Raw genomic sequence first — 23982 nt, forward strand, 5'->3', positions numbered from 1 at the left:
CACACCCGACGGACGCTAGCGCCTCGCGGCGTCCAGCGCCGCAGATTAGCTCTATGCCGACGGTCCGCGTCGTCGTCAAGCGGTCTTGCTGCGGGTGCACACCTCGGCTCCCTAGAGTGATCCTTTGCCGAGGGACACCACGGTGATCTCGGCACCGACGGGCAGGAGTGACAGTGGCCGACGAGGGCAACATCCTCGACAACGCGATCGCGCAGATCGAGGACGAGGCGCTGCGTGCACGCATCGCGCGCGAGGTCGAACTGCTCCGCGGATCCCGACGCTTCGGTCTGGTCTTCGACCGCCATCTGCCCGAGTCGGTCCGGTTGCTCGATCACCCGATCCGCAAGGGCGTCCAGGTGGGTCTGCGCGACGAGTCGACCGATGCAACATGGCGGGTCGTCGGCTTCACCGACACGACTCGTTCTGTGGCGATTCTCGACGGTGACGGGGGAGAGATCCCGGTGAAGGATCTCGTCGTCGTGCGAGGCTTCGGTGAGCCCGTCTTCCCTGGCCTCCGTCCCGTCGAGCGGCTCCCGTTTGGCGAAACTGACGCGCCCTGGCACACCGTGATCAACGGGGAAAACTTCCACGCTCTCCAAGCGCTTCGCTCGACTCACCGTCGCAAGGTCGACTTGATCTACATCGACCCGCCGTACAACACCGGCAACGAGGGCTGGATTTACAACGACAGGTACGTCGACGCCGCGGATCGCGCGAAGTCGTCGAAGTGGCTCTCCTACATGGAGCGACGCCTCCTCCTGGCCCGCGACCTGCTGAAGGACACCGGCGTCATCATCTGCGCGATCGGTGACGATGAGCATCACCGGCTTCGCATGCTGATGGACCAAGTGTTCGGCGACCAGAACTTCCTCTCCAACGTCGTGTGGCAGGGCAATGGCAAGAACGACGCGAGGTTCACCGGGGGCGGGGTTGATTACATGGTCGTGTACGCCCGGAGCCTCGAAGCGTTGGTAGTTGCCGACGTAAGGTGGCGGGAACCCAAGCCCGGTCTCGATCGCGCCCTTGCGGCAGCATCGGAGGCTTGGAGCGAATCGTCGGGCGACTGTGAGGTCGCCACCCGCCTATACCGTTCTTTGCTGCGGTCCATGCGGGGAGAACTCGAGCCTGCGGTCTTTCGATACGACCAAATCGACTCCGACGGTCAGCCGTATCAATCCACATCACTTGTGAGCCCTACCCCGAGGCCGAATCTGCGATTTCCGTTGATCCATCCGATTAGCCAGAGAAGCGTCGACGTGCCAGCCAATGGCTGGCGGTATTCACAAGAGACGATGTCGCAACTGGTGGCCGAGGGGCGTGTTCTCTTCGGGCCTGACGAAACTACCCGGCCACGGTACAAGCGGTATCTTGCCGATCAGATCGAACGCGTTGCGCTGCCGACGTTCACCGCGTCGCGGCTCGCGGGTACTAAGCGAGTAGAGATCATCCTTGGGGATCGACGGTTTCCGAATCCGAAGGATGTGGAGATCCTCATGCGGTGGATCCGTCTCGTGGCCTCGAAGGACGCTGTTGTCCTCGACTTCTTCGGCGGCTCGGGCACGACGACTGAGGCCGTTCTTCGGCTCAACGTCGAGGACGGTGGCACCCGGCAATCGATCCTCGTGACGAACAACGAGGTCGGCGCGAGACAGGCGAAGGTGCTCCGCAAGGCGGGACACCATCCCGGCGACGAAGAGTGGGAGGCACTCGGTGTCTTCCGGTACGTGTGCCAACCGCGCGTCCACACCGTCGTGACCGGCAAACGTCCCGACGGGAGCGTCTACTCCGATGGGCTGCCCGCGAACGTCGAGATGTTCGATCTGACCTACCTCGACCCGAGCACCGTTCGTCGCGGCCGCGAGTTCGAGGCGATCGCGCCGTTGCTGTGGCTGGAGGCGGGCGCAACCGGGGAGCGCATCGAGACCGAGCCGGAGGACGGCTGGGCACTGACTAGCCAGTACGGGGTGCTCTTCGACATCGACGCGCTCGCACCATTCGCCGAGTCGGTTACCGAGCAGACGACGAAGACCGGTGTTCCGCCACGTCTTGTCTTCATCGTCACCGACTCGCTCAGCGAGTACCAGGTCGCAGTGTCCCGCCTGCCGGTCGGCATCGAGACAGTGCGGCTGTTCGAGGACTACCTCAGCAACTACACGGTCAACACCGAGGGTGGTGTGAGCCGATGAAGTTCACGCTGGAGGACTATCAAGCCAAGGCTGTCGACGACGTGCTGTCGGCGTGGAGCAAGGCGCGATCTGGCTATCTCGGCGACGGCGAGAAGACGGCGATCGGGCTCACCGCGCCCACCGGCGCTGGGAAGACCGTCATCGCGACCGGTGTGCTGGAGGGCCTCTATTTCGGGACCGAGACTCGCGAACCGAACCCCGATCTGACCGTCGTGTGGGTGACGGACGACCGCGCCCTGAACGCCCAGACCATCGGGAAGATCGTGGAGGCCTCGGGCGGTCGGATCGACGAGAACCGGATCCGATTCCTCGCCGACACCGATGAGCCGACGCTCGAAGCCGGGTTCATCTATTTCGTCCACATTCAGGCGATGCAGAAGAACTCGACGCTGCATTCCGTGCGCCCCGACGGGACCCGTTCTGACCGGCGGACGTACGGCGCCTGGGAGATGATCGCCAACACCGCGACCAAGCGCGGCGCGGACTTCCTGGTGGTGTGGGACGAGGCGCACCGGGGCTCGTCGAGCACCGAGACGGACCGGAAGACCATTGCCGGGACGATCGCGAACGGTGGCCGGACGAACGTCGGCACTGACCAACCCGCAGCCCCGATCGTGCTCGGCATCTCCGCGACGCCGGAGAAGTTCAACTCCTACATGGGCCAGTCCGGCCGGACGATGCGTCACGTCGATGTGCCGCCCGGCGAGGTGAGGCAGTCCGGCCTGCTGAAGGACCGGATCCTGATCCGGAACATCGGCGAGGACCAGCGCGCCGACAACACAATGCTCGCGCTCGCCGTCGACGACCTGAAGGCGTCCGACGAGGCGTGGCGGGCACACCACGAAGCGACGGGAGACCGGCTCGTCGAGCCCCTCGTGGTTGTGCAGGTGGAGCCGAAGGTGACCGAGAAGAGGCTCGGTGAAATCCTCGACGTCCTCGCATCGCGGTGGCCGGACTTGTCCGACATGGCCGTGGCGCACGCTTTCGGCGATCCCCATGGGCCACTCCATGTGGGTGACCGGGTGGTGCGCTACCTGCCGCCGGAGGCGATCCAGCACGACGACCGGGCACGGGTCGTCCTCTTCAAGAGTGCACTGACGACGGGCTGGGACTGCCCGCGAGCCGAGGTGATGGTCTCGTTCCAGGGGAAGGACTCCTACACCGAGATCGCCCAGTTGATCGGCCGACTCGTGCGCACTCCGCTCGCGCAGCGCGTCGACGACGGCGCGGACAGGCTCAACGAGGTCGTCGCCTATCTTCCCGGCTTCAAGACGCAGCACGTCATGACGGTCGTCAACAGCCTGACCGAGGACGAGTCGGTCGAGGTCGAGGTCCTAGTGTCGCCCGAGATCTGCGCGCGCTCGAAGGACGTTCCCGGTGACCTCTTCACCCTCCTGGACACCATCCCGTCCTACATGCGGCCGCGCGCCACGTTCTCGACGAGGACAGCGCAACTGCTGCGGCTCGCGGCGGCGCTCAACGAACACGGCCTGGTCGCCAACGCCAGCAAGAAGGCGCGCCAGTGGCTTGTCGGCCAGATGCGCGCCGAGGACGAGCAGCGCGAGGACGAGATCAACAGCCGCGTCGCCGACAACCTCGAACTCATCGTCAACACGACGACGGTCGGTATGGCGGACGACATGACCGCCCAGCAGGCGACATCGGTGGCCAACACCGTCGAGCGGGACCTCGACTCTTACTACGCGAGGGCGCAGCGGCTTCTGCCCGAGGGCACGGCCGCCTGGTACTACAACGACCTCTGCGACCGCGGGCACGACGAGATCGACGCGGCAGTCCGCGTCGCCGCCATGGCGTTGCTCGGCTTCAAAGACGTGATCGAGGGCGCTGCGGCGGCGCTCATCAAGACTTGGCGTGACGCCCACCAGGCGACCGTCGCTACGAAGCCGCGGTCAGTCCGTGACCTCATCGAGCCGCTTTGGTACCTCGGCACGTCACCGATGCACCCGACGACAGTCGAGGCGAGGGACACGTACCCGGCGGCCGCCGAGAAGGTCGTGCACGACGAGGTGGTCGAGATCCCGACCTTCGGCAAGCACCTGTACGTGATCCCGGAGGGACGCAGGAACACTGGGCGGTTTCCGGTCGACACGTCGCGGTCCTCCTGGGAGGGCGCCGTGCTGGAGCGGGAACTCGAAGCCGAGACGCTGGTCGGCTGGTACCGGAATCCTTCGAGCGGCCGTCACGCGCTGGCCGTGCCGTACGTCTTCGGTGAGAAGCACCTGCTGATGCACCCCGATTTCCTGTTCTGGCATGACGACGACGGTGCGCTCGTCATGGACATCGTCGACCCGCACCGCCACGACCTCGCCGACGCGGCCCCCAAGTGGTCGGCGCTCGCTCGGTATGCCCAGGAGCACTCTGCCCGCGTCCGGCGCTGCGTGGCCGTCATCCGCGACCAGCAAGGCGACCTTCGGGCGCTCGATCTGACGACGGAAGGGATCGCCGAGACGATCGCCCCGGCCACTAACAAGGACCTCCTGGACGCCGTCTTCGCCTCCCACGGTATGGCGTACTGACACGAAGACGGGTCCTGACGCGCCCCGCGATAGCGGACCGGGGCGCTCGTTGAATTGGGCGGCCTAGGCGCCCCGAAGAGTCAGGCGACCTCGTCGCCTGACTCCGTCACGACTTCCCCCGGCGCGGGCGGCCGGAATCTCATCTGGAGCGCTTGCAAGCGATCCTTCGGCACGGAGGCCCAAGACAACCGCACAACGATCATCAGGAAGCCCTCGACTGCCGCGAGCGCCATCACCACCTGCTCCCGCTCCTCCGGCGTCCCGTCATCTGCATGCTTCAGTTGCTGGAGCCGCGCACGCGCAGCCACGAGACTGGAGGCCGCCAATTCGTTGAGCGCGTTTCGCTGCTCGATCTTGGTGCGCCCGTAGGCCAGACAGAGCGCCTGGGCTCGCTTCGTTGGCCTCACGATGCCGTCTCGTCGGGAGAACACGAGGTCCTTCTTGCTCTCGAAGTTCTCGTCGAGCCACGCCAGCACTTCATCGTCGGAGAACGCATCGCGGAGCAAGCGATCGATGAACTCGATCAGTGAGGAACTCGCCTGGGAGACCGCATCGGATGAGAACGCGAGCGCGTCACGAGCGCCCTGCATCTTACGACGGAACGTGTCCTTCAAGTCGTTAAGGATCTCGCTGGTCTGACCCGCGATCACGTCGCGGATCTCGTCAGTCATCGCTCTAAGCGCATCTGCGGTTAGCGGCTCGCGCTCCTCGGGCCGGGCCCGGATCAGTTCGCCGGGCGCAGCCCAGCCAACCGCCTTCTCGATCAGCCTGTCGCCCTCGACGATCAAGTCCAGGAACCCCCCATCCCAGCCACCGCCGAAGATCTCCGTCATCGCGCCTTGGCCGAGAGGCTCGCAGATGTCTTCGAGCGCGAGAGCGAAGGGGAGCGTCCACCGTGACACTCGACGGGCTCCGACGAGCACAACTTCAAGATCCTTCTTCAGCGCCTGCTCCAGGCGGTGGTACCTCGCTGCGCCGAGCAGACGACTGGTGAAACCGCGCGGGTCCTTGCCGTCGAACATCCGTATCGCCCGAGGGATCTCTTGGCTGAGGTAGGTCTCCAGCGGTTCGGCCGCGAGACCACCGGGCACCATCGCGAGGTACTTCGTGAGGGGTTCGCCCTCGAAGACCTTCTCCGCGCGGTCGTTCATGTTGGCAGGACCGGTGTCGTCGGTGAGCCCGTCGACGACGGTGACGAGTGCGTCGATGACGGCGATCAGGTGGTCCGGCACCCGCAGTGTCCGGCGGAGGTTCCTCGGCAGCGCATACAACTCCGCCGCGAGCCGAGACGTTCCGTAGGGCGGGTCGACGAGCACGAACTCTGCGGGCGCGGGATCGTGACTTGGTGGATTGTCCGGGTCGGGCATCTTCTGCCTCCAAGGGTCGGCAACTGGTGCGTCGACCCTGACCCGGAGGAGTCCGATGTGACCGATTCGATTCAGAGATCGGCCGAATCGTGGCTACACTGCGTGGTGTCTAAGCATGCAGAGGGCCCCGGCGGACTTGCTCCGGCCGGGGCCTTCGCTTTGTCTCAGTCAGGATACCGCCGGAGAGCGACAACATCGGTGTGCTCACGCCGTCGTCCGTCACGGCGGCTTGCGTTTCCTGACTGACAGGCCGCCGCGATCGCCCCGACGAGCGAGAGTCTGGCGACGTTCTCCAGAGGCACCGAACTCGGTGTGAGCGATCCACCGACGGTGCTCGCCGAGCACTCCCCGCGCAGCCGCACACCCTCCGGGCGACGTGAGACGCCGACGAGGAAGAAGGCAAACCGTGTGCCGAAACAAGCATCAGGGCGGGCGCCGCTGTGTGGCGAGTAGTCCCCTCTATCGGCGTACGCGTGCCGCCGCGGTCCGGGCGGGCGCGACGCCCGAGGAGGCCCGGGCCCAAGCACTGGCGGCCGTTGAGTCTCGTGACGCCGCCGAGGCGCGCGACGCGGCGCGTGTGCTCGCATCCCAGGAGGGTGACGTGGCGGCCGAGGCGGAGGCGTGGCTGGCCGAGGTCACCGACGCGGGGGAGCGGACCGTACTCGCTCTGGCGGGCTACCGACGGGCCGGGGGCACCGGCTACCGGGCGCTGAGCGACCTCGACTGGGCGGCCCTCGAAGCGGTCGCGTCCCAGGAGGGTCTTGGTGCCCGGCCGGTCCCGACGGCCGTTGCGGGGACTCTCCGCGCCGTCGCGGTAGCGCCCGTGGCCACGCTGTCGCTGCCGCGGTTCCACGAGGACGAGGTGGCCGCTGCGGAGCCGGATGCGGTGACGCTGCTCGACTCGCTGCTCGCCGTCGGTACCCATCTGCCGGTCTGGGACCCGGCCCGGGGCCTGAGTATCCACTGGGCCGATGGGGACACGACGGACGACGGCGAGGTCATGACCGAGCGCTCCCTGCATCGCGCTACGTTCCGGGATCTGCTCGCCGACTGGCTGAGCGGCGTCTTCGCCGCGCTCGTTGCTCGTTTCGCGCGCTGGCGTCGGGCTGCCTGACTCCCGCCTCTCTTGGTGTGATCCAGATCACAAATCGCTCCGTCCGTTGCCGCACACCCCTCTCACGACCGCCGGTCCTGGCGGCACCGACTCGCCCCGCTCCGGGGCCGTGACGAGAGGGGCTCCCATGAGCCAGTTCACCCAGAAGGTCGCCGCCTGGCGCGACCGCTTCATCCAGGAGGTCGATGGCGAACAGGGATCGTTGATCCTGGACGTGCTCATCGGCATGGCGATCTTCGCGTTGGTCGCCCTCATCGCCGTCTCCGCGGTCGACTCCTACCGGCAGCACGCCTACCTGACCTCGGTCACCTCCGACGCCCAGTCGATCGGTCTCGCTGTGGAGGCTAAGGCCACTGACAGCACGTACCCGGCCTCGCTCGACGACGCCGCGGTCGAGTCCCTCGGCCAGCACCTGACCAAGGACGACACCGTCTCCGCCTACTCCACCGACGGCGTGACCGGCTTCTGCCTCGTCATCACCCACGACGACGACGCCTACGCCATTTACGACTCCACCCAGGGCGGCATCACCACCAAGCAGGAGGGCTCCGGCCTCGGACTCTCCTGCACCGTCGGCGGCTGACCGACACCCGGACCGGCGATCTCTCCTGGTCGCCTCAACCGAGAGCCCGGCCGGGACTCTTCTCTTCACACCGGCCGGGCTCTCCCTCATTCCTAGGGCGCTGAGTGGGCGCCTTCCGAGCCCCGGTTCGAGCGACACCGCAACGCTCGGGCCGGGGCTTCGTCTCACATTACGAGACGATCTGTCGTCGCTCCGGATCGACGCCGTCCACCTACCTCTCGCACACCAACCCCTGCGAGCACAGGAGCCTCGATGAGCCCCTTCATCAGCATCCGCAACCCCCGCCGCGACGAGCGCGGCTCGATGGTCATCAACCAACTCATAGGCATGGTGGTCGGGACCATCATCATCGGCGGCTTCCTCACCTTCTACCTGAACGCGTCCGCGTCCGGGAACGACATCAACGCCCGCAACTTCTCGTCGTCGCAGACCCTCCTGGTGGTGGACCAGGTGGCCTCCGATGCCTCGAAGGCCACCGACGGCATCACCGACTCATCGACCACGGCCCGACCGTCTCGCCGAGCGAGGCGATCCTCTACGACACCGCTGGCGGCGGCGCGTGGATCCGCTGGGCGGTTTCCGCCGACGGCGACCTGACCCGGCAGGTGTCTTCGGGCGAGGTGGCCCCGTCCTCCTGGGATGGGATCCCCTCGGTCACGAAGGCGACCGGCGTAATCGTCGATGAGGCCCGGCCGGTGTTCACGCTGACCTACCCAGGCGACCGCGCGGTCCTCCGCACCGATGTCGCGAGCGCTGCTTCGGGCATCGAGCAGACCTCCACTCAGATCCTCAACGGCTGAGCCCAATCACTCTGTGGACCCGCCGCGCACCTACCTCTCAAAGAGCACCTCACCCCTGGAGGGTCACGATGATCCGATCCACCACCCGCACCCGGCGCATCCTCGCCGCTTCCGCGCTGACCGCCTGCGTCGGCTCCGGTCTCGCCCTCGCGCCGACTCCCGCCCACGCCCTTGTGGCACTAGAGGGGCAGTTCGACGAGGCCACCTTCACGATGACCGAGCCGGTTAACCGGCCCGTCTCCAAGACGATCAACGTGCTGGACAACGACGTGGTGGACCCGTCGCTCACGGCCACGGTCACCTCGCTCAGCAACACCACGAGCAGCAACGCCGACACAGACGGCCCCTACGCCCTGACCTGGGATCCTGACGGCGATGTGACCGTCACCTGGACGCCCGACCACACGGAGCGCGAGGACCTCGACGTCACCTTCAACTACACCGTCACCGACAGCGCCGGTCAGTACTCCCTCGTCAACGGCAACGACATCACGATGTCGGTGACCGACCCCGACTACTGGCATTCGGACGGGACCGCGCTCACCACGGCCGACGACACCTTCGGCACCGCGGAGAACCCGGTCTATCTGAACCGCGAGGAAGACGACTACGCGGTGGTCTCCGACTACAACAACCGCCTCGACGGCTGGCAGGGCGTCACCGGCCGCGACGACGACGCGGTGAGCGCCGTGTACGGCGCAACGGCGATCGCGTCGAACGACACGTGGCCGCTCTTGGTCAACGACTACACCGACGGCACCAAGACGGACACCGCGTTCGACATCGTGAGTCAGCCGTCCTCCGGGACCGTGGTGAAGAGCGGCGAGTCGAGCAAGCAGGGTGTGGGTGCTCTGATGTTCGTCCCGGCCGCGCAGCCTGCGACCGACTACCACCTCGGCTACACCGACACCAACTACACACCGGCGAAGTCCGTCTGGGTGACCGACCCGCAGACGGTCTCCTTCACCTACAGGCTCTGCCGCTCGACCAGCCCGCAGAGGTGCTCCGCCCCGGCGACGGTCACGATCACGTACGCCCTGGAGGGGCTCCCCGACCCGGTGTCGAAGGCCCACACCTACGCCTTCTACGAGGGCGGCCCGACTTCCACCTCCGCGACGATCTCCGACCTCGCGACCAAGGCCGGGTACACCGCCGACGACCTAACCGGTCTCACCCCGTGGGTGACCACCGACAGCGAGGACGGCGACTCGGATCCCGTCGAGATGGCGATGAGCGACACGCTCACCATCACGGCGCCGGTCGATTCGTCGCTGACCTACCCGTCGTACTCGTCCAGTGAGCCCTACTCGGTCGAGTTCAAGAACGCCGACGGCGCCGTCGTGGCGACGCTCGGCGTCTACGCTCACTACTCCGCAGCACCCGCAGCGCCGACCACGAGCCGGAGCGACGGCTGGGTCAACGTCAACGACGCGAACCAGGTCGCGGTCTCGATCGACGACGAGATCGCCGACGATAACTACGGGGGCGGCGAGTGGGTTGGCGCAGTGCTGGACGCGAGCCAGATGTCCTACGGGCGCGCCGTCATCGTCAAGACGCCGACACGAGGGCACCTCACCAAGGGCTACTCCACCAACCGCCTGGGCGTAGGTGACTGGCTCATCGACGACGGCGACCTCAACGTCGTCTATCAGGACGACTCCGGCGAGCGCGGCGAGGACTCCTTCGTCGTGGACATCTGCGCGGCGTACCCGGTCGACATCTGCACCCGCAAGACCGTCTACGTCCACACGACCCCCGAGGTGGACGCTCGTCCCGACACCAAGACGCTGCGCTCCGGCACCGCCTCAGTCGTGAAGGTGCTCTCGAACGACGTCTACACCGACATCAACCTGGACGTGCCGCGGACTCCCGCGCCGGAGAAGGCGAGCGTCACGCTCGGCAAGGTTCCCGCGGGCCTGCACGCCTCCGTGACCCGCAACCGGGCTGTCCGGGTTTCCGGCAAGCCGGGCACCTACAGGGTCGGGTACACCCTCCGCGACTGGACGGGTACGTCGAAGTCGACCATCACCGTCAAGGTCCGGTCGAACGCCGCCCCGGTCACCGGCCCGACCGCCCGTGACGATCACGCGGCGGGTCGCACCGGCAAGCCGATCAAGGTCAGCGTCCTGAAGAACGACCACTACACCGGCAAGGCCAAGGTCACCCTCCTGGGTGCCACGAAGGGGGTCCGGGCGCGAGTCGTCGGCGGCAAGGTGCTCGTCACGGTCCCTCACCGTCTCGGCGGTGACGCCGACGAGGTGGTCCGCTACAGGCTCACTGACGCGACCGGCAAGTCTGACACCGCTCGCGTGACGGTCTTGACGCTCGCCTACTCGGTGACGGGGGGCGCGCTGAAGCCGACTCTGCCGAAGACCGCCAAGACGGTAGGCGCTCCCGCAGCCACGCAGGCCGACCACTCCGACCTCGGATGGGTCGCGGCCGCCGGTGGCGGTGTGCTCGCTCTCGGCGGTGTCCTCCTGGTCCGCCGTCGCCGGAGGGCCCTGTGAGGCGGCGGCTCGTCCTCCTGCTCGGAGTCCTGGCTCTGTCCCTGGTCGCGGCGTGCGGTGCATCCCCCAGCGCCCGCCCGGTCGGGGGCGGCCCCGCCGCCTCCTCCGCGCCCAGCGCTGCGCCCACGACGACCGACGACACTCTTGTTCCGGACACCGCGTCGGACGCCACGACTGCGAGCCGTTCCGCGGCGGTGCAGGCTCTGGCCGACGCACCCGTCGGGACCGCGGTGAGCGAGTCCGAATGGGTCAAGGCCGTCGGGCTCCCGGCTGCACCGCAGATGCCTTCGTACCGGGTCCAGAAGCGCCGCAACGCGCACCGGCTGAGTCTCACTGTCCCCGCGCTCCACTCCTCGCTGGCCGTCGTTCCGGTCGGAACGAAGCACGGCGTGCTCCAAATCAAGGGCGGCATCAGCCGGGCTTCCTGGGATCGCTCTACGAAGCCGATCGGATCGAAACACGGCGTCAGCGTTGCTTATCTGCACCGCGACCTGGGTGTCGGCAAGCGCGGCGTCAGGTCGCCGCTCTGGGGGCTACCCAGCACCAAGCCCGGCACCCTCATCAGGGCGATCGACGCTCACGGTCACGCTCACACCTACCGGGTCACTCGGCAGCGGAGCACGCCGAAGAACTTGCTGCCGCTCGACCTGCTGCGGAAGACCGGGAAGCCGACCATCGCGATCGTGACCTGCGGGGTACGAATGGTCAAAGCCGCTGACGGTGCGTACCACTGGACGGGCAGATCCATCACGTACGCCGTGATGGTGCGGTAGTCCGACACGACTACGAAGGCCTCCCCGGGTAAAGTTTGGGGTAGTGCTCCTGCCGGGCCCCTCTTTACGTCCACCGCCGACTAATTGGGAAATCCCAATTCGGGGCTATCAATCGCTATTCGCTCCGACCCTCGGCGTCCTGCCGCAGCAGGATCGCGCGCACCTCGGCGTCGTGCTTGGTGAAGTAGGTGACGGCCTGCTCGACGGTCTCGAACCGGAGCCCGAGCGGGTCGGCCACGCGAGCGAGGACGATCAGGCATCGATAGGTTTCTCGGCGTGGAGACAGAGAAGCGCGGGCGGGTGATCCTCCTCAACGGCGCATCGAGTTCAGGAAAGGGCAGCATCGGTCGCGCGCTTCAGCGAGTCTTGCCCGATCCGTGGTTCCACTTCCCTGTCGATGCCCTCGGAGCGATGCGCTCCACTGAACACTCCCGCGTCCTCGACGAGGCCGAGGTCAGAGCGATGTTGCGTCGCACGCGCATGGGCTATCACCGAGCGGTCGCGGCGCTGGTGTCCGTCGGCAACGACGTAATCATGGACTACCCACTCAGTGAACCCTGGCGCTTAGACGATCTGCTCGACGTGCTCGACGGATACGACGTGACGGTCATCGACGTTCGGTGTAGCCCGGAGGAACTGGATCGACGGGAGACAGCCCGAGGCGACCGTCCCGTCGGCCTGGCTCGCTCTCAGAGCGTGTTCCGACACGGGGACCGAGACATCACCGTCGACACGACGAGCGCGAGCCCCAAAGATTGCGCCGCGAGCATCGTCGCGCAGTTACCGGCACTCGGCCCGGACAAGGCATTCGACCGACTTCGCCGACACAAGGCGAATGGCTGACCCACGACACCTAGGTGGCCAGACTCGGACTGTCGGAGGGGTCGCGGTTCAAAGCCGCCGCTGCGGACCCCTGCTGCCATTTGCGGGCTGCCGCGTCCAGCGCCACGCGAGGCCGTAAATCGGACCGGAGACCGGATTCCGGAAGGTGGCGCTGACGCTGTTGCCGATGATCTTCACGCGACGACCGCCAGAAGGTGTCTTGGGAATAGCGGACTCATCGGGTAGCGGGCCGTAGCGCCAAGCCTCGCTCGGCTGCGGGCTCCCGTGGAATCCGAGATGAATGCTGACCTCGCGGGCGGGGACGGTCACTCCAAAGCAGACCTCAGTCTGGGGCTCCGGGTCCACCTCGATCCACGTCCGGAGTGCGAACTCGTGGCTCTGACCGGCGCGTAGTGTCCTTCCGAAGTCGATCCGCCTCCAGTGGGTTGCCCCGCCGTCCGCGGTTGCCCCCTTGGTGGTCGTCAGGCTGCCGCCCCATAGCACCTGCTGGTCGAGTCCGAAGTCATCGGACTCGGTGTTTCTCAGGCTGAGCCCGAATGTGCTTGCACCGTCGCGAAGCGCCCGGACGCGGCGGATCTCGATGATCTCGTTGGGGCTGCGGGACTCCTCGAACAGGTAGACGTACGCGACTCGTTCGAGGCTGAACGGCCCGCCGAGGAACCCGTCGACAGGGGTCTCCACCGCTGACGCTCCGGCCGCGAAGGGCTGCCTAGAGGACTCGAAGGAGTCGCGGAGTGACTCCACCCATTCTGGGTGAGCAGCACGCAGTGCCGCCCAGAGCCGATCGCTTGGCCGCTCCCGACCAGCCTCGACGTTCGCCAGTGTTGACCGCGCGACTCCGAGATCTCCGGCGAGCGCGGCCTGCGTCAGTTTCGCTTTCAGTCGCAGCGCTTGGAGAGACGGACCAAACGCGGCTGCGGGACCGTTCCCTTGATTCGCCATGGCCAAAGAATGCCGAGCGTCGCGGAGGCTCGCGGCACACTTCGGCGATGTTTGTCGCGCGCGGTCCAAACATCCTGGGATTCGTGCCCCACCTGGGCCTCGGTTGGATCACACTCTGCTTGGCGCAGGACACGGCGCCAGAACGAAGGCATTGTCAGTTTCGGGGGATGAACATGGGGACCACGAACCGCAACGTTGGATTGCGCCTCGCGCGCACGCCGATAACCGTTGCCGCGATAGTCGCGGCTCTTGTGCTTGCCGTGCTGGCGCCGCTTGCAGTGGGCAGCGCGTCGCCAGCGTCGGCTGCCAGCACGTCGAGTATCGGATCGATTGCGGCGGCGAACGTCGGCAACGGCCCGTGCTCGAAGAACTCGGCTGGCGGTACCGGCTACTACACCAGTTGCAACGGTGAGAGTTGGTGCTCCGACTTCGCCAAATGGGTTTGGGCGCAGGCTGGGTTCCCCGTGGCCGGGATCACGGCGTCGTCGGGAACGTTCATCACCGCGGCCAGCCAGAACGGGAGCACCATCCACACGAGTTCGACTTACGCGCCTAAGGTCGGCGACGCGATCGTGTTCAACTACAACTCGTCGACAGGGTGGGCCGACCACGTGGGTCTCGTGGCCGCGGTCAACTCCGATGGGTCGATCGACGCGATCCACGGCAACATCAACGGCGTCGTCTACCGGATCAACAGCGTTCCCGCGTCGCAGGCGCGAGTGGGTGCGGCGATGACGGCCGGTGGTCTGGTGGTCGGCAACGGCGCCACCCCTCACGTTTCGGCGTTCGTCAGTCCCAAGGGCTCCTCGGCAACTGTCACCGACGGCTCCTTCGTGTCGTACGGCGGCGATGTCTACCGGATCGCTGGCGGAGCCCCGATCTATGTCTCGTCGTGGAAGGTCTTCGGTGGCAGCAAGCCGACCACGGCGCTCACCGCCTCGCAATGGAAGTCGCTGCGGTCCACCCCGAAGAACGGGACCTTCATCACCGGCAAGCCCAGCAACCGGGTCTACGTCATGGCCGGTGGAGCGCCCGAGTACGTCTCGAATTGGAAGAACGTGGGCGGCCAGAAACCCACGATCGCCGTCGACGACTCCGCGATCTCTCACGCCAGCGGCAGCGGCAAGTACTCGCACCTACGGACCACTCCCACCAACGGCACCTACATCACCGCCGGAGGACGCTCCTACGTCATCGCAGGCGGCGCCCCGCTCTACATCTGGAACTGGGCGAACGTGGGCGGCCAGAAGAGCACTGTCCGCATCGACCAGTGGGCGGTCCAGCACGCGGGTGGCACCGGCCTGGCGAAGCACCTGCGGTCCCTGCCATACGACGGGACCTTCATCTCCGGGTACAAATCGGGTCGGGTCTACAGGATCGTGAATGGTGGGCACCCGTACTACGTGTCGTCGTGGAAGCCATACTCCGGCCCGCTGCCCACCGTCCAGGTCGATGACACCGCGATCACCGGCTGCTACCGCATGAACTGCTCACCCTTCGGCCACGTCGACGGTGTCACCGGCGGGAAGGGCACGATCAGGGTGAGGGGCTGGGCGATGGACCCGAACACGACTTCGCCGGTGAAGATCCTGTACTACTTCGACGGCAAGAAGGTGCGCACTGTCACCGCGTCCAAGACCCGCACCGATGTCGACAGGGCGTATCACCGCGGCGCGCGGTTCGGGTTCGACAACACCACCGCCGCGAAGGCCGGGAAGCACAAGGTCTGCACGCACGCCGTGAACGTCGGGGTCGGGTCGAACGTCCTCCTCAACTGCACCTACGTGACCGTGAAGTAGTGCTGGACTTGGGGCGGGGCCTTGTGGGGGAGGCCCCGCTCCGTCGGCCGGTCAGTGTGGGAGCGATTCGCTGCCACTGGATAAAGGGGGAACGACATGGACTTTGAAGACGCCGTGCGGCGACTGGAGAGACGCACGGACGCCGAAGGCCGCGCGGCCGAAAATGACCGCCAGGCGCATAGCCGTGTCCGGCAGGAGTCCGCGCGACTGCTGCGCGAAGCCGCCAAGTTCCTTGCCTCGGAGCACGTGCCAATGGTCACGACCTTTGGCAAGCATGGGTCGTTCCAGGCATACGTCCCGCAGAGCCTGGCAACATTCAACTACGGCCTCGGACGACAAGACGTGCATGGCTGGGCACTCCCGGTCTACCCGAGGAACCGCGAACCCCTGCCGAGTGACCTCCTGACCCCCGACGGGGATCTGCTCTTCATGCACTTCGTCCAGCGCAGCGAGCGTATCGCTAGACGCGGTCTCCGAAAGCGGTCGGCACGGCAAGACCCTGTCCACTGCGCGTGTCGCCCTGTCGCGATCGTTGCCTGCCCGAGGTGTCCCGATCGTCACGCGCAACTACCCGAGTTCGATTCGGATACCAGGGCGCCGCTGCATGGTCAGCCGTTTCACGAATGGTTGGAAGAGGCCGTGGCTCTTGCTGTCGTCTTGGCTCGCAAGGCGTGATCTGGCCAGAGCGCTTCGGCCGACCGGTGGCGTCCGCCGCGCCCGCGGAGTAGAGGGGCGTGCGGTCGGTCCTGGTCTGATTCTCCCGGGCGGCGGAATCGCGAGCGAGTCGATTCGCGCCGGTCACTCCGGCTCTTCTGCCTGCTCGTAGGCGGAGAAGATCGCCTCGGTCGGCGAGTAGAGCACGCTCTGCCGGGCCCGGGTGTAGACGCCGGTGGTCGCCGGGGACGCGTGCCCGAGCATGTGCTGCACGGTGTCCAGCGGCGCACCCTTGTCGAGTGCCGTCGTCGCGGCGGTGTGGCGCAGCAGGTGGGGGAAGAGATCGCGGTCGAGACCGGCCCGGCGGCCCAGACGCCGCAGGTAGTCGTGCGCCTCGGTCCGCGTCCAGCGCTTGCCGGTCCGGGTGAGGAAGAGCGGCTCGTGGTCCTCCTGGAGCCGGTCGGCCATGTACTCGGTGAGCAGATGCCAGCCCCCGGCCGGGATGGCGACCTCGCGGATCTTGTCGCGCTTCCCGACGACGCGCAGCACCCGGCGCCCGTGCGACTCGCTCAGAGCCGATGTGTCGGCGCCGGTCGCCTCGGAGACCCTCAGGCCGCATCCGGCGAGGAGCGCGACGAAGGCGGCGCCGCGGCCGCCGTCGCGGCGGGCGTCGATCTTGGCGGTCTCGATCAGCCGGTGCACCTCGCGCGGCGCGAGGCCGAGCCGTCGGGTGGCCGATTCCTGCTGCCTGAGTCCGGTGCCTTTGGCGAGCGTCGGGTTCGCGTCGGTGAGGCCGTTCTCCCGGCCCCACGCATAGAGTCCGTTCACCGCGGCGACGCGCTGGTTGATGGTGGACGCCGACAGGCCAGCGTCCTTTAGGTGCGCGATCCAGCGGCGCATGTGCTCCGGCCTCGCCTCACCCGCTTCGACGCCGAGCGCGAGCAGCCAGGCCTCCCACGACGCGAGACCGCGACGATAGGCGGCGACGGTGCTGTCGTTGCGTCCCGCCAGGTAGGCCTCGGCGGTCCGGGAGAGCGGGAAGCCGCGGGGCGGGGACACGATCGCCGCGGCACGCACGTCCGGGAGCGCCATCGGGACGGTCGCGGGCAGGTGCTCAGCGGTCATCGGAGCCTCCAAAAGTTGCCTACAAAATCGGCATTACGTCCCATGTGACGAATTGAGTCCTGTCGGTGTTGCTCCCGGGCGCGTGCACTCAACCACCGGCGGTCGAGGGTCACCGATACTCGGGGTCGAACGCCTCATCGACCTACTCATCCTCATCGCGTCGGCAACCGCACGACCATCCGCAGGCGCGGAAGCCGGAGACGCCGCGCTCGGTGAGGGTACCGATGAACTCGTGCAGGAGGGTCGCGGCGAGAGAGAGGTTGGGGCTGCCGCTGGGCTTGCCCCAAGCGCGGTTGGCCTTGGCGACCAGCACGCCGTACTTGTCGCGCAGCGTGGCGCTGACGCTGCCATCGTCGTGCGCGGTCACGGTGAGGGTGGCGCCGTCGACGACGGCGCGGGCGTTGAAGGCGTTCTGGGGCATGGTGACTCCCGGGGGCTCGGTGCGTGTGCTCGGTGTCGGCGGGGCGCCGACACTCCTCTGGGTGTGCGGGGCCGGGCGAGGGCGCTGCGGCCCCGTGCTGGCATCTTCCTGACAGCCGCTACCGGTGGCTGGTTCATGCCAAGGCGCGTCGCGTGGAGTTGTCGGCGATGTCTGCGATTCTGATTCCGCCGCGCACCTGGGAGGTAGAAGCCCACCTCGCCGGGCCGGTGCGTAGAGAAACCCCTGCGCGTGAATCCCCGACGAAGGTCGGCCCATGACTCACGCCCAGGAGGGGCCTGATGAATCTCGCTCGCACCCGCCAGACCAGACGCCACAGGGTGTGCGTATGACGACGATCGCCTTTGCCGGGGACTGGCACGGCAACCAGCCGTTCGCGCGCGAGCGGATTCTCAACGTCGCGGACCGCGGCGTCTCGACCGTCCTGCACGTCGGAGACTTCGGCATCTGGCCAGGCCGGACCGGGAAGCGGTTCCTTATGGGCGTCGAGTCGTCGTGCGCCCGATACGGCGTCCACATCCTCGTGACTCCGGGCAATCACGAAGATCACGGGCGCCTGGAGCAGCGATGGGACAACCAGCGTGCGCAGAGCGACGGCGCGCCGCTTCAACCCATCGCTCTGACCGAACACATCACGGTACTGCCGCGCGGCTACCGCTGGCAGATCGACGGCCGCTCGTTCGTGTCCCTTGGCGGCGCGCCGTCGGTGGACAAGCATCTCCGAAGCCAGGGCACTGACTGGTGGGTGGAGGAGCAGATCACCGAGGACGATGTGGAGCGGGTCGCGGCGGGCGGCTACGCGGACGTGATGGTCACCCACGACAGCCCCGACGTGCCGTACGCGGTCCCGCAGGTCGCGCAGATCATCGCGACGAACCCGCAGGGCTGGCCGGACGACTCCTTGCGCTATGCGGCCGTCGGCCGAGCCCGGATGCACCAGGCATTTGAGGCGGTGGCGCCTCGGCTGTTCGTGCACGGCCACTATCACGTGCGCGGCGAGGCGACCGTCCGCGTCCCCGACGCCGACCACGACACCCACGTCTGGGCGCTCGCCTCCGATCAGGAGCGGGTCGGCAATTTGCGCTACCTCGACCTGGCCACGCTCGACGAGCCCGATTGGGCCAGCCGATGAGCACGCCCGGCGAGATCTTCAGGCACCCGACGCCTGACCGTGATGAGGCGCCCCTCGTCACCGTCGGAGAGGACGGTTATTTCACGCTGCCGGGTGCGTGGGGCCAGCCGGGCCGCGTCTACGAGATGGCCGAGCAGTCCGACGGCTCAATCCTCCTAGAACCGGTCGAGGAGGCTCGCGGGCTCGTGCTGCGCGCGCTCCGCGACACCTTCGTCGACATGTTCGGCGGCACCGATCCGACTGCCGCGGACCATTTCGATCTGGATCTGGCCGCCGAGACGTTGCGGATCTTCGCCGCGCACCTCCGTGCGTCCGGAGCGGAGCGCGTCGAGATCGTGCTGCGCCGGTCGGTCACGGAGACGGTGCTGGTCGACCAGGAGGGGCGCGATGACTGAGCCGCCCGCGGTCCTCGTAGACATGGACGGCGTGATCAGCGTGCTGCCCGAATACGACCCGCTCGACCTCGCTCTCGGAACGCTGCGGCCTGAGGAAGACATCACCTGGCCTCGGGACGTCATTGAGCACGAGGTGACCGATCATCGAGGCCGTGAGCGCACGTTGCGGATCAGGCCGGAGACTCCCGCCTTGGTGGCCCGCCTCGCCGAGATCGGCCCGATCGTGTGGTGCTCGTCTTTGGCGAACGCGGCGGAGGTCGTCGCTCCGCTCGTGGGGCTCCCGACCGGTCTCCCGCAGGTCGGGCTGCCGGAGCGGGTCCACGGTGATCCGCCTCGCGAGCACTCCATCAAGGCGGCGTTCGTGCGCCGCTGGGCGGCCGAGCATGACGTGTCGCGAATCGCCTGGCTCGACGACCACACAGGGCCTGGTGATGAGCGATACCTGCGCCATCCGCGATTCGTGCCGCAGAGGCCGCCCGGCAGGGACATGATCGAGCGCGAGGCCGCAGACGGCTCGTGGCGTGACGACTGGCGAGCGATGATCTCGCATACGCCGCGCCTCGACGACGCACTGTGCATTTGGGTCGACGGCACTGTCGGGATCACCGCCGAGCACGTAGCCCGGGTCGAGGCGTGGTCGGTCAGGAAACGCATCCGATGAGCGACTTCCATTTCCATGCGCTCCCTCGGGACCACGACGGACAGGTCTGGCGGGTCCGGACCGAGCACGGGACCGCCGCCTTCTTTGATTGGACGGGGCCGGCGAGCCTCTGCCGCAGGGAGCCGATGCGTCGCGCCTCGGGCCGGATCAACACGCTCGGCGAGCCGCCGCTTTGGTCGGTCTTGGGCTACGGGCCGTGGGCGATCGTGGACGGCCGGACCGTCGACGAACCGCCGTCGCTCGGGGTGGCGATGATCTACGGCCGTACGCCGCGCGAGGCGATCCGATCCTCACGCGTGGTCGACATCCGGCCCGCTGGCCCCGACGCGCCGCCGTGCGACCTGCCCACGATCGAGGACCGTGGCGAGTACGACCCAGCGGACCCGATGTCTGGCTGGCTGGTCTGGGGCGGCGCAGAACTCCGTGGTCTGCGGGCGAACGGGCCGACCCGCCAGGCCGCGATCATCAGGTTCGCTGCGGATCTCGACGCGTACCTGGACGGGCTGGCCCGCGGCTACCCGGACAGCCGGGTCCGGCGCTGGTGGGCGTCACGAGCCGGACGTGACGGGTCCGTCGCGGAGTACCTGGTGGCTCTCGGCGAGGTCGAGACGAATGACTGACGACCGCGTGGACGCCGACGCACTGGCCGAAGCCGTCACCCTGTCACTACTCGACAGTGGGGTGGTGTCGGAGGACGATCCGTGGCTGACCGTCCGCTACGTGGCGTCGCTCTTCGGGGTAGGCCCGGCCGGAATCCGGGCCCTCATACGCGTCGCGCGGGAGATCGGTCGTACGCCCGCACAGGTGATTGAGGACTTCGCAAAGGCGGCTGACGCAGGCGACCTCCCGCCCGGCATGCTCGACCTGCGCATCTTCGAGCAGGACGAGGTGTGGGTCGATCGGTGGCGCACCGTGCGCCAGATCCGCGACCTCGCTGACGCGCACCTGCTGGGGCTGATCGACGACTTCTTGCCGCGGTCTGCGCCGGGCTTTCACGGCGGCTGCGTCATCGCCGGACTCGCCGACATCGAGATGGATCCGGACGAGTGGCTGCGGGGGACACGGCTCTATCGAGCGCTGAGGTCCGAGGCCGAGCGGCGATGCCTGGGTGGATAGGGAGCCATTCCGCTGACGAGACGGTCTCGGCCGAGGCATCATTGTGCTCGCCCCGCAGGTGACCCGAGACCGCCTGCGGGGCCTCTCTTTGCCCCGGCGCGGTCGCATGAGCGTCCCCACGGCGATTCGGGGATGCGGCCGTGCCGGGCGCCCGGTCGGGCACAATCGCGGCGTGAGCGCACAACCCCGGGGTCTGATCGACAAGCGCGCCGCCGCCCAGATCCTCGGCGCCTCTCTCGATTCTGTGGACCGGTGGTCGAGCGAGGGCCTGTTGAAGCGCATTGCGAGTGGGCGCGGCTACCTGCTGTACGAGGACGAGGTTCGGCGGTTCGCAGCCGAGCGGCACCGGTGGGTTTCCCGGGTGACCGCGGCCGAGATCGTCGATTGCCCCGTGCATGTGATCGAGGAGGCGGTCCGGGCGGGTCTGATCGAGACACGACCCGACGCGCATCGCCGCCAGCCGGGCCTGAGCCGCGTGTCGGTTGAGAAGTTCGCGAAAGAGTGGCCGAAAGAGCGGAGCAGGCGCCAGCGTCGAGCAGCAGGCGAAGCGGTTGCTCGTGAGCGGGAGCGCGAGGAGCGGGCGTTGCGCCGACTGCCGCCACAGGACGGCAACGACGACTGGCTAGGCGTGACCGAGGCGGCGAGGGTGCTGGGGATTTCGCGCAGCGGCGTCATCAGGCAGATCCACGACGAGCGCCTGCCCGCCACACGGGTCGGCGACCGGTTCTGGCTCCGGCGCAGCCACATCGAGAATGTCGCGCGGGCAAGGCGGGCGTCGAGAGCGAAGCCGGTGGTCTAAACGGCTCGGCGGGCTCGTGGTTTGACGACTGGGTGACCCGGGTAGGGTGCCGCCACTTGACCGACTCGCTGGCATTGGATCTCGGGGGAGCCAATGGTCTCGGACTCAGGCGGAGCCCACGGTAAACCGCTCGCGGTTGCCTACGACAGCCTCATCGCTGCCGCAGGCGGCATCGATGAGATCGTCTCGATGCTGGCAGACCAGCGCCTCACCTCGATCACCTCGTGTGCTGACCTCGGCAACCCGACGATGGCCGAGGCCCTCACCGAGTTCGGGACCGCCTGGACCACGGGTCTCGTCGTGCTCACCGAGGTCCAGGAAGGGACCGCGCAGGGCCTTCGGAAAGCGGTGAGCGACTACCTGCACACCGACGTCGACGCCGCTGCTGGGCTGCGTGCCGCGATCAAGGGCCTGGAGCCGTTGTGACCGGCCTGTGGGATATCACCGGCCCCGGCGACGCGCGAGCGGACCTGGAGGCTGGCCTGTCGCCGGAGGCGATGATCCCCGGGAACGTCGGCGCGATTCGGGACGCCGCCCGTGAAGCGGGAGCCGTCGCCGCGGTCCTGATCGACGTCGCCAAGGCCATCTCGTACATCGAGGTCGACTGGACCGGCGAGGCCGCGACACGGTTCCAGAACCTGATCGACTACCAGCCCAGCGAGTTCAAGACCGCCGCCAGCCACTTCGACGACGCCGAGCAGGCGCTCCACGACTACGCCAACGCGATCGTCGACGCCCGCGGGCAGGCCGCCGCAGCGAAGCGGCAATACGAGCAAGGCAAGGCAGCCAAGAAGGCTGCTCAGCAGGCGGCCACCACCGGCGCCCTCACCGCCCCGGGCCCCGGTCCGGACGACTTCGGCATCCTCGGGGCGGTCAACACCCTCGTCGAGGCCCGGCACAGTGTCGAGACCGCCGCGTCCAAGAGCGCTAGCACACTTCACACCGCGGCCCAGGCCGCACCGAGGGCACCCTCGCCGACCCCGCCGGACGGGAACCCGTGGTGGAAGGACGGCATCCACTTCGTCACCCACGGCTGGCAGGTCCCCTCCGGCTGGAAGTCGGATGACGGCCTGAAGGGCCTCGGCGCGGGGCTGCTCCAGTCCGGGTTCGACGTCGGCAACAGCCTCAACCCACTCGGCGGGCTCGGGTCTGCCACCGACGCGCTCACCGACTACCGGACCTCCCCGGTCGACGAGTCCGGCCGCTACCAGGCGGGCTACTGGGCGTTCGTCGTCGGCACCGCCGCGATCGGTGGCGGCGCCGGAGCGGAACGCGGCGGCACGACTGCGCTGAGCCGCCTGATCTCGAAGGTCTTCAAACGTCCTGCCCCGGTCGACGCCGTCGAGACCCTCGCCTCACGCGCCCGCGGGTGGCGCGTGGGGGACCCGATCGACAACCTGACCGCCGCGGGCAACGAGCCGTCGTGGTCAGCGGTCCGTAGTCGGTACTGGAAGAACGTCGCAGACGCGGCGGAACCAGGCGAGTACCGCCCCTCCGATCTGAAACTGATGGCTGACGGAAGGCCGCCGCGGCACCCGCAGATCGATGTCGGTATGGAACTCGATCACATCGTGCCGCGGCACCAGGGCGGCGGACACGCACCCGCTAACCTCAGGGAGGTCTGGCCATGGGAGCACGCCGCCCTGGACCCGCACCGCTACTACACCGGCCCCGTCCCCGATGGATTCGACCCCCAAGAACTCCTCAAGATGTGGAGCGAGCGATGAGCCGCGAGCCTAACCGGACCCTGCCTGGGCGGACCGTCAACACCGAGATCGCCGGGCCGAACGGCGAGCAAGCCCTCATGATCGAGGCGTTGCCCATCTCGACCGGCGACAAGGTCAGGGTCGTCTTCGAGTCGGCCGCCGAACGGTGGCGCCACGGGATCTTCATCGCCACCGAGGGCGAACTGCGCACCGAGGACGCCATCTCTCGCGCCTACACGATCTGGGCGGACAACGCGCCACCCGAGACCATTCTTGAAGTCATGGAGACGGACGGCAGGCTCGTCTTCTACAACATCTGGTTCAGCGGCCGACACGCAGGCTTCGAGAGCCAGCGATACACCTCCGGGATGCTGCGCGAAGACCTCGACGACGGCTGGATCCGCTACCGCTGCCTCGACTTCGGCGGCGAGCCGTACGCTTTCGACAGCATCGTGTTCCGCCTCAGAATTGAGAGCCCGTAAGTCGTTCGGCGAACCGCTGACG

General features: G+C 67.6%; 24 protein-coding genes and 1 pseudogene. 19 read left to right on the forward strand and 6 right to left on the reverse strand.

The features are described from left to right. The first annotated feature begins 173 nt into the window (after window positions 1-173). Both ABLE53_RS19700 and ABLE53_RS19705 read left to right on the forward strand, forming a co-directional pair. Entirely contained in the window at window positions 174-2186 is a 2013-nt protein-coding gene (locus ABLE53_RS19700; protein ID WP_348860844.1) for a site-specific DNA-methyltransferase, read from the forward strand. Further along, entirely contained in the window at window positions 2183-4723 is a 2541-nt protein-coding gene (locus ABLE53_RS19705; RefSeq protein WP_348860845.1) for a DEAD/DEAH box helicase, read from the forward strand. Before ABLE53_RS19700 ends, ABLE53_RS19705 begins: the two co-directional genes overlap by 4 nt. 80 nt (window positions 4724-4803) lie before the next feature. Here ABLE53_RS19705 and ABLE53_RS19710 read toward each other — a convergent pair whose 3' ends face one another. Beyond that, entirely contained in the window at window positions 4804-6090 is a 1287-nt protein-coding gene (locus tag ABLE53_RS19710; protein ID WP_348860846.1) for a hypothetical protein, read from the reverse strand. Window positions 6091-6532: 442 nt separating this feature from the next. Here ABLE53_RS19710 and ABLE53_RS19715 point away from each other — a divergent pair, with 442 nt between their 5' ends. The 5 genes from ABLE53_RS19715 (at window position 6533) to ABLE53_RS19735 (ending at window position 11867) form a co-directional block, all read left to right on the forward strand. Continuing rightward, on the forward strand, window positions 6533-7204 hold the full coding sequence (locus tag ABLE53_RS19715; RefSeq protein WP_348860847.1) for a hypothetical protein: 672 nt from the start codon (window positions 6533-6535) through the stop codon (window positions 7202-7204). A 127-nt stretch (window positions 7205-7331) separates the two neighbouring features. Continuing rightward, window positions 7332-7787, forward strand: a complete 456-nt coding sequence (locus ABLE53_RS19720) for a hypothetical protein (RefSeq protein WP_348860848.1) — start codon at window positions 7332-7334, stop codon at window positions 7785-7787. A gap of 252 nt (window positions 7788-8039) precedes the next feature. Beyond that, window positions 8040-8384: a hypothetical protein gene (locus ABLE53_RS19725; RefSeq protein ID WP_348860849.1), complete on the forward strand. Its 345-nt coding sequence runs from the start codon at window positions 8040-8042 to the stop codon at window positions 8382-8384. A gap of 271 nt (window positions 8385-8655) precedes the next feature. Continuing rightward, window positions 8656-11094, forward strand: a complete 2439-nt coding sequence (locus tag ABLE53_RS19730) for a hypothetical protein (RefSeq protein WP_348860850.1) — start codon at window positions 8656-8658, stop codon at window positions 11092-11094. Window positions 11095-11324: 230 nt separating this feature from the next. After that, entirely contained in the window at window positions 11325-11867 is a 543-nt protein-coding gene (locus tag ABLE53_RS19735) for a class F sortase (RefSeq protein ID WP_348860851.1), read from the forward strand. A 115-nt stretch (window positions 11868-11982) separates the two neighbouring features. Here the strand turns inward: ABLE53_RS19735 and ABLE53_RS19740 are convergent, their stop codons facing one another. Beyond that, window positions 11983-12105: a hypothetical protein gene (locus ABLE53_RS19740; protein ID WP_348860852.1), complete on the reverse strand. Its 123-nt coding sequence runs from the start codon at window positions 12103-12105 to the stop codon at window positions 11983-11985. Between the two features lie 38 nt (window positions 12106-12143). Here ABLE53_RS19740 and ABLE53_RS19745 point away from each other — a divergent pair, with 38 nt between their 5' ends. Continuing rightward, window positions 12144-12710, forward strand: a complete 567-nt coding sequence (locus tag ABLE53_RS19745; protein WP_348860853.1) for a chloramphenicol phosphotransferase CPT family protein — start codon at window positions 12144-12146, stop codon at window positions 12708-12710. A gap of 48 nt (window positions 12711-12758) precedes the next feature. On the opposite strand, the gene ABLE53_RS19750 is transcribed toward ABLE53_RS19745, so the two are convergent. After that, on the reverse strand, window positions 12759-13454 hold the full coding sequence (locus ABLE53_RS19750) for a hypothetical protein (RefSeq protein WP_348860854.1): 696 nt from the start codon (window positions 13452-13454) through the stop codon (window positions 12759-12761). A 33-nt stretch (window positions 13455-13487) separates the two neighbouring features. Beyond that, window positions 13488-13652, reverse strand: a pseudogene (locus ABLE53_RS24860) (helix-turn-helix transcriptional regulator); the annotation flags it as partial. 47 nt (window positions 13653-13699) lie between these two features. Here ABLE53_RS24860 and ABLE53_RS19755 point away from each other — a divergent pair. Together ABLE53_RS19755 and ABLE53_RS19760 are read left to right on the forward strand one after the other, a co-directional pair. Beyond that, complete coding sequence (locus tag ABLE53_RS19755) at window positions 13700-15451, forward strand: CHAP domain-containing protein (protein WP_348860855.1); 1752 nt, start codon at window positions 13700-13702, stop codon at window positions 15449-15451. A 96-nt stretch (window positions 15452-15547) separates the two neighbouring features. After that, window positions 15548-16126 (forward strand): hypothetical protein, encoded by a 579-nt coding sequence (locus ABLE53_RS19760; protein WP_348860856.1) that lies wholly within the window; start codon window positions 15548-15550, stop codon window positions 16124-16126. A gap of 123 nt (window positions 16127-16249) precedes the next feature. On the opposite strand, the gene ABLE53_RS19765 is transcribed toward ABLE53_RS19760, so the two are convergent. Then, window positions 16250-17230 (reverse strand): tyrosine-type recombinase/integrase, encoded by a 981-nt coding sequence (locus tag ABLE53_RS19765; RefSeq protein ID WP_348860857.1) that lies wholly within the window; start codon window positions 17228-17230, stop codon window positions 16250-16252. Between the two features lie 142 nt (window positions 17231-17372). Further along, entirely contained in the window at window positions 17373-17651 is a 279-nt protein-coding gene (locus ABLE53_RS19770; protein WP_348860858.1) for a hypothetical protein, read from the reverse strand. 346 nt (window positions 17652-17997) lie between these two features. On the opposite strand from ABLE53_RS19770, the gene ABLE53_RS19775 reads away from it, so the two are divergent. The 9 genes from ABLE53_RS19775 (at window position 17998) to ABLE53_RS19815 (ending at window position 23960) form a co-directional block, all read left to right on the forward strand. Continuing rightward, window positions 17998-18801, forward strand: a complete 804-nt coding sequence (locus ABLE53_RS19775; protein WP_348860859.1) for a metallophosphoesterase family protein — start codon at window positions 17998-18000, stop codon at window positions 18799-18801. Further along, on the forward strand, window positions 18798-19196 hold the full coding sequence (locus tag ABLE53_RS19780; RefSeq protein ID WP_348860860.1) for a type 1 periplasmic-binding domain-containing protein: 399 nt from the start codon (window positions 18798-18800) through the stop codon (window positions 19194-19196). Before ABLE53_RS19775 ends, ABLE53_RS19780 begins: the two co-directional genes overlap by 4 nt. Beyond that, the gene (locus ABLE53_RS19785; RefSeq protein ID WP_348860861.1) at window positions 19189-19857 is read left to right on the forward strand and encodes a hypothetical protein; all 669 of its coding nucleotides are present in this window, start codon (window positions 19189-19191) and stop codon (window positions 19855-19857) included. Before ABLE53_RS19780 ends, ABLE53_RS19785 begins: the two co-directional genes overlap by 8 nt. Then, the gene (locus tag ABLE53_RS19790; RefSeq protein ID WP_348860862.1) at window positions 19854-20477 is read left to right on the forward strand and encodes a hypothetical protein; all 624 of its coding nucleotides are present in this window, start codon (window positions 19854-19856) and stop codon (window positions 20475-20477) included. Before ABLE53_RS19785 ends, ABLE53_RS19790 begins: the two co-directional genes overlap by 4 nt. Next, window positions 20470-20973 (forward strand): hypothetical protein, encoded by a 504-nt coding sequence (locus ABLE53_RS19795; protein ID WP_348860863.1) that lies wholly within the window; start codon window positions 20470-20472, stop codon window positions 20971-20973. Before ABLE53_RS19790 ends, ABLE53_RS19795 begins: the two co-directional genes overlap by 8 nt. 172 nt (window positions 20974-21145) lie before the next feature. Next, window positions 21146-21772 (forward strand): excisionase family DNA-binding protein, encoded by a 627-nt coding sequence (locus tag ABLE53_RS19800; RefSeq protein ID WP_348860864.1) that lies wholly within the window; start codon window positions 21146-21148, stop codon window positions 21770-21772. A gap of 189 nt (window positions 21773-21961) precedes the next feature. Further along, on the forward strand, window positions 21962-22198 hold the full coding sequence (locus ABLE53_RS19805) for a hypothetical protein (RefSeq protein ID WP_348860865.1): 237 nt from the start codon (window positions 21962-21964) through the stop codon (window positions 22196-22198). After that, window positions 22195-23499, forward strand: coding sequence for an HNH endonuclease signature motif containing protein (locus ABLE53_RS19810; RefSeq protein ID WP_348860866.1), 1305 nt, complete (start codon window positions 22195-22197; stop codon window positions 23497-23499). Before ABLE53_RS19805 ends, ABLE53_RS19810 begins: the two co-directional genes overlap by 4 nt. Then, window positions 23496-23960: a hypothetical protein gene (locus ABLE53_RS19815; protein WP_348860867.1), complete on the forward strand. Its 465-nt coding sequence runs from the start codon at window positions 23496-23498 to the stop codon at window positions 23958-23960. The genes ABLE53_RS19810 and ABLE53_RS19815 overlap by 4 nt, the downstream gene beginning before the upstream one ends. The last annotated feature ends 22 nt before the right edge of the window (window positions 23961-23982 follow it).

The organism is Nocardioides asiaticus (assembly GCF_040049175.1).
In the GTDB taxonomy this organism is placed as follows: Bacteria; Actinomycetota; Actinomycetes; order Propionibacteriales; family Nocardioidaceae; genus Nocardioides; species Nocardioides cheoyonin.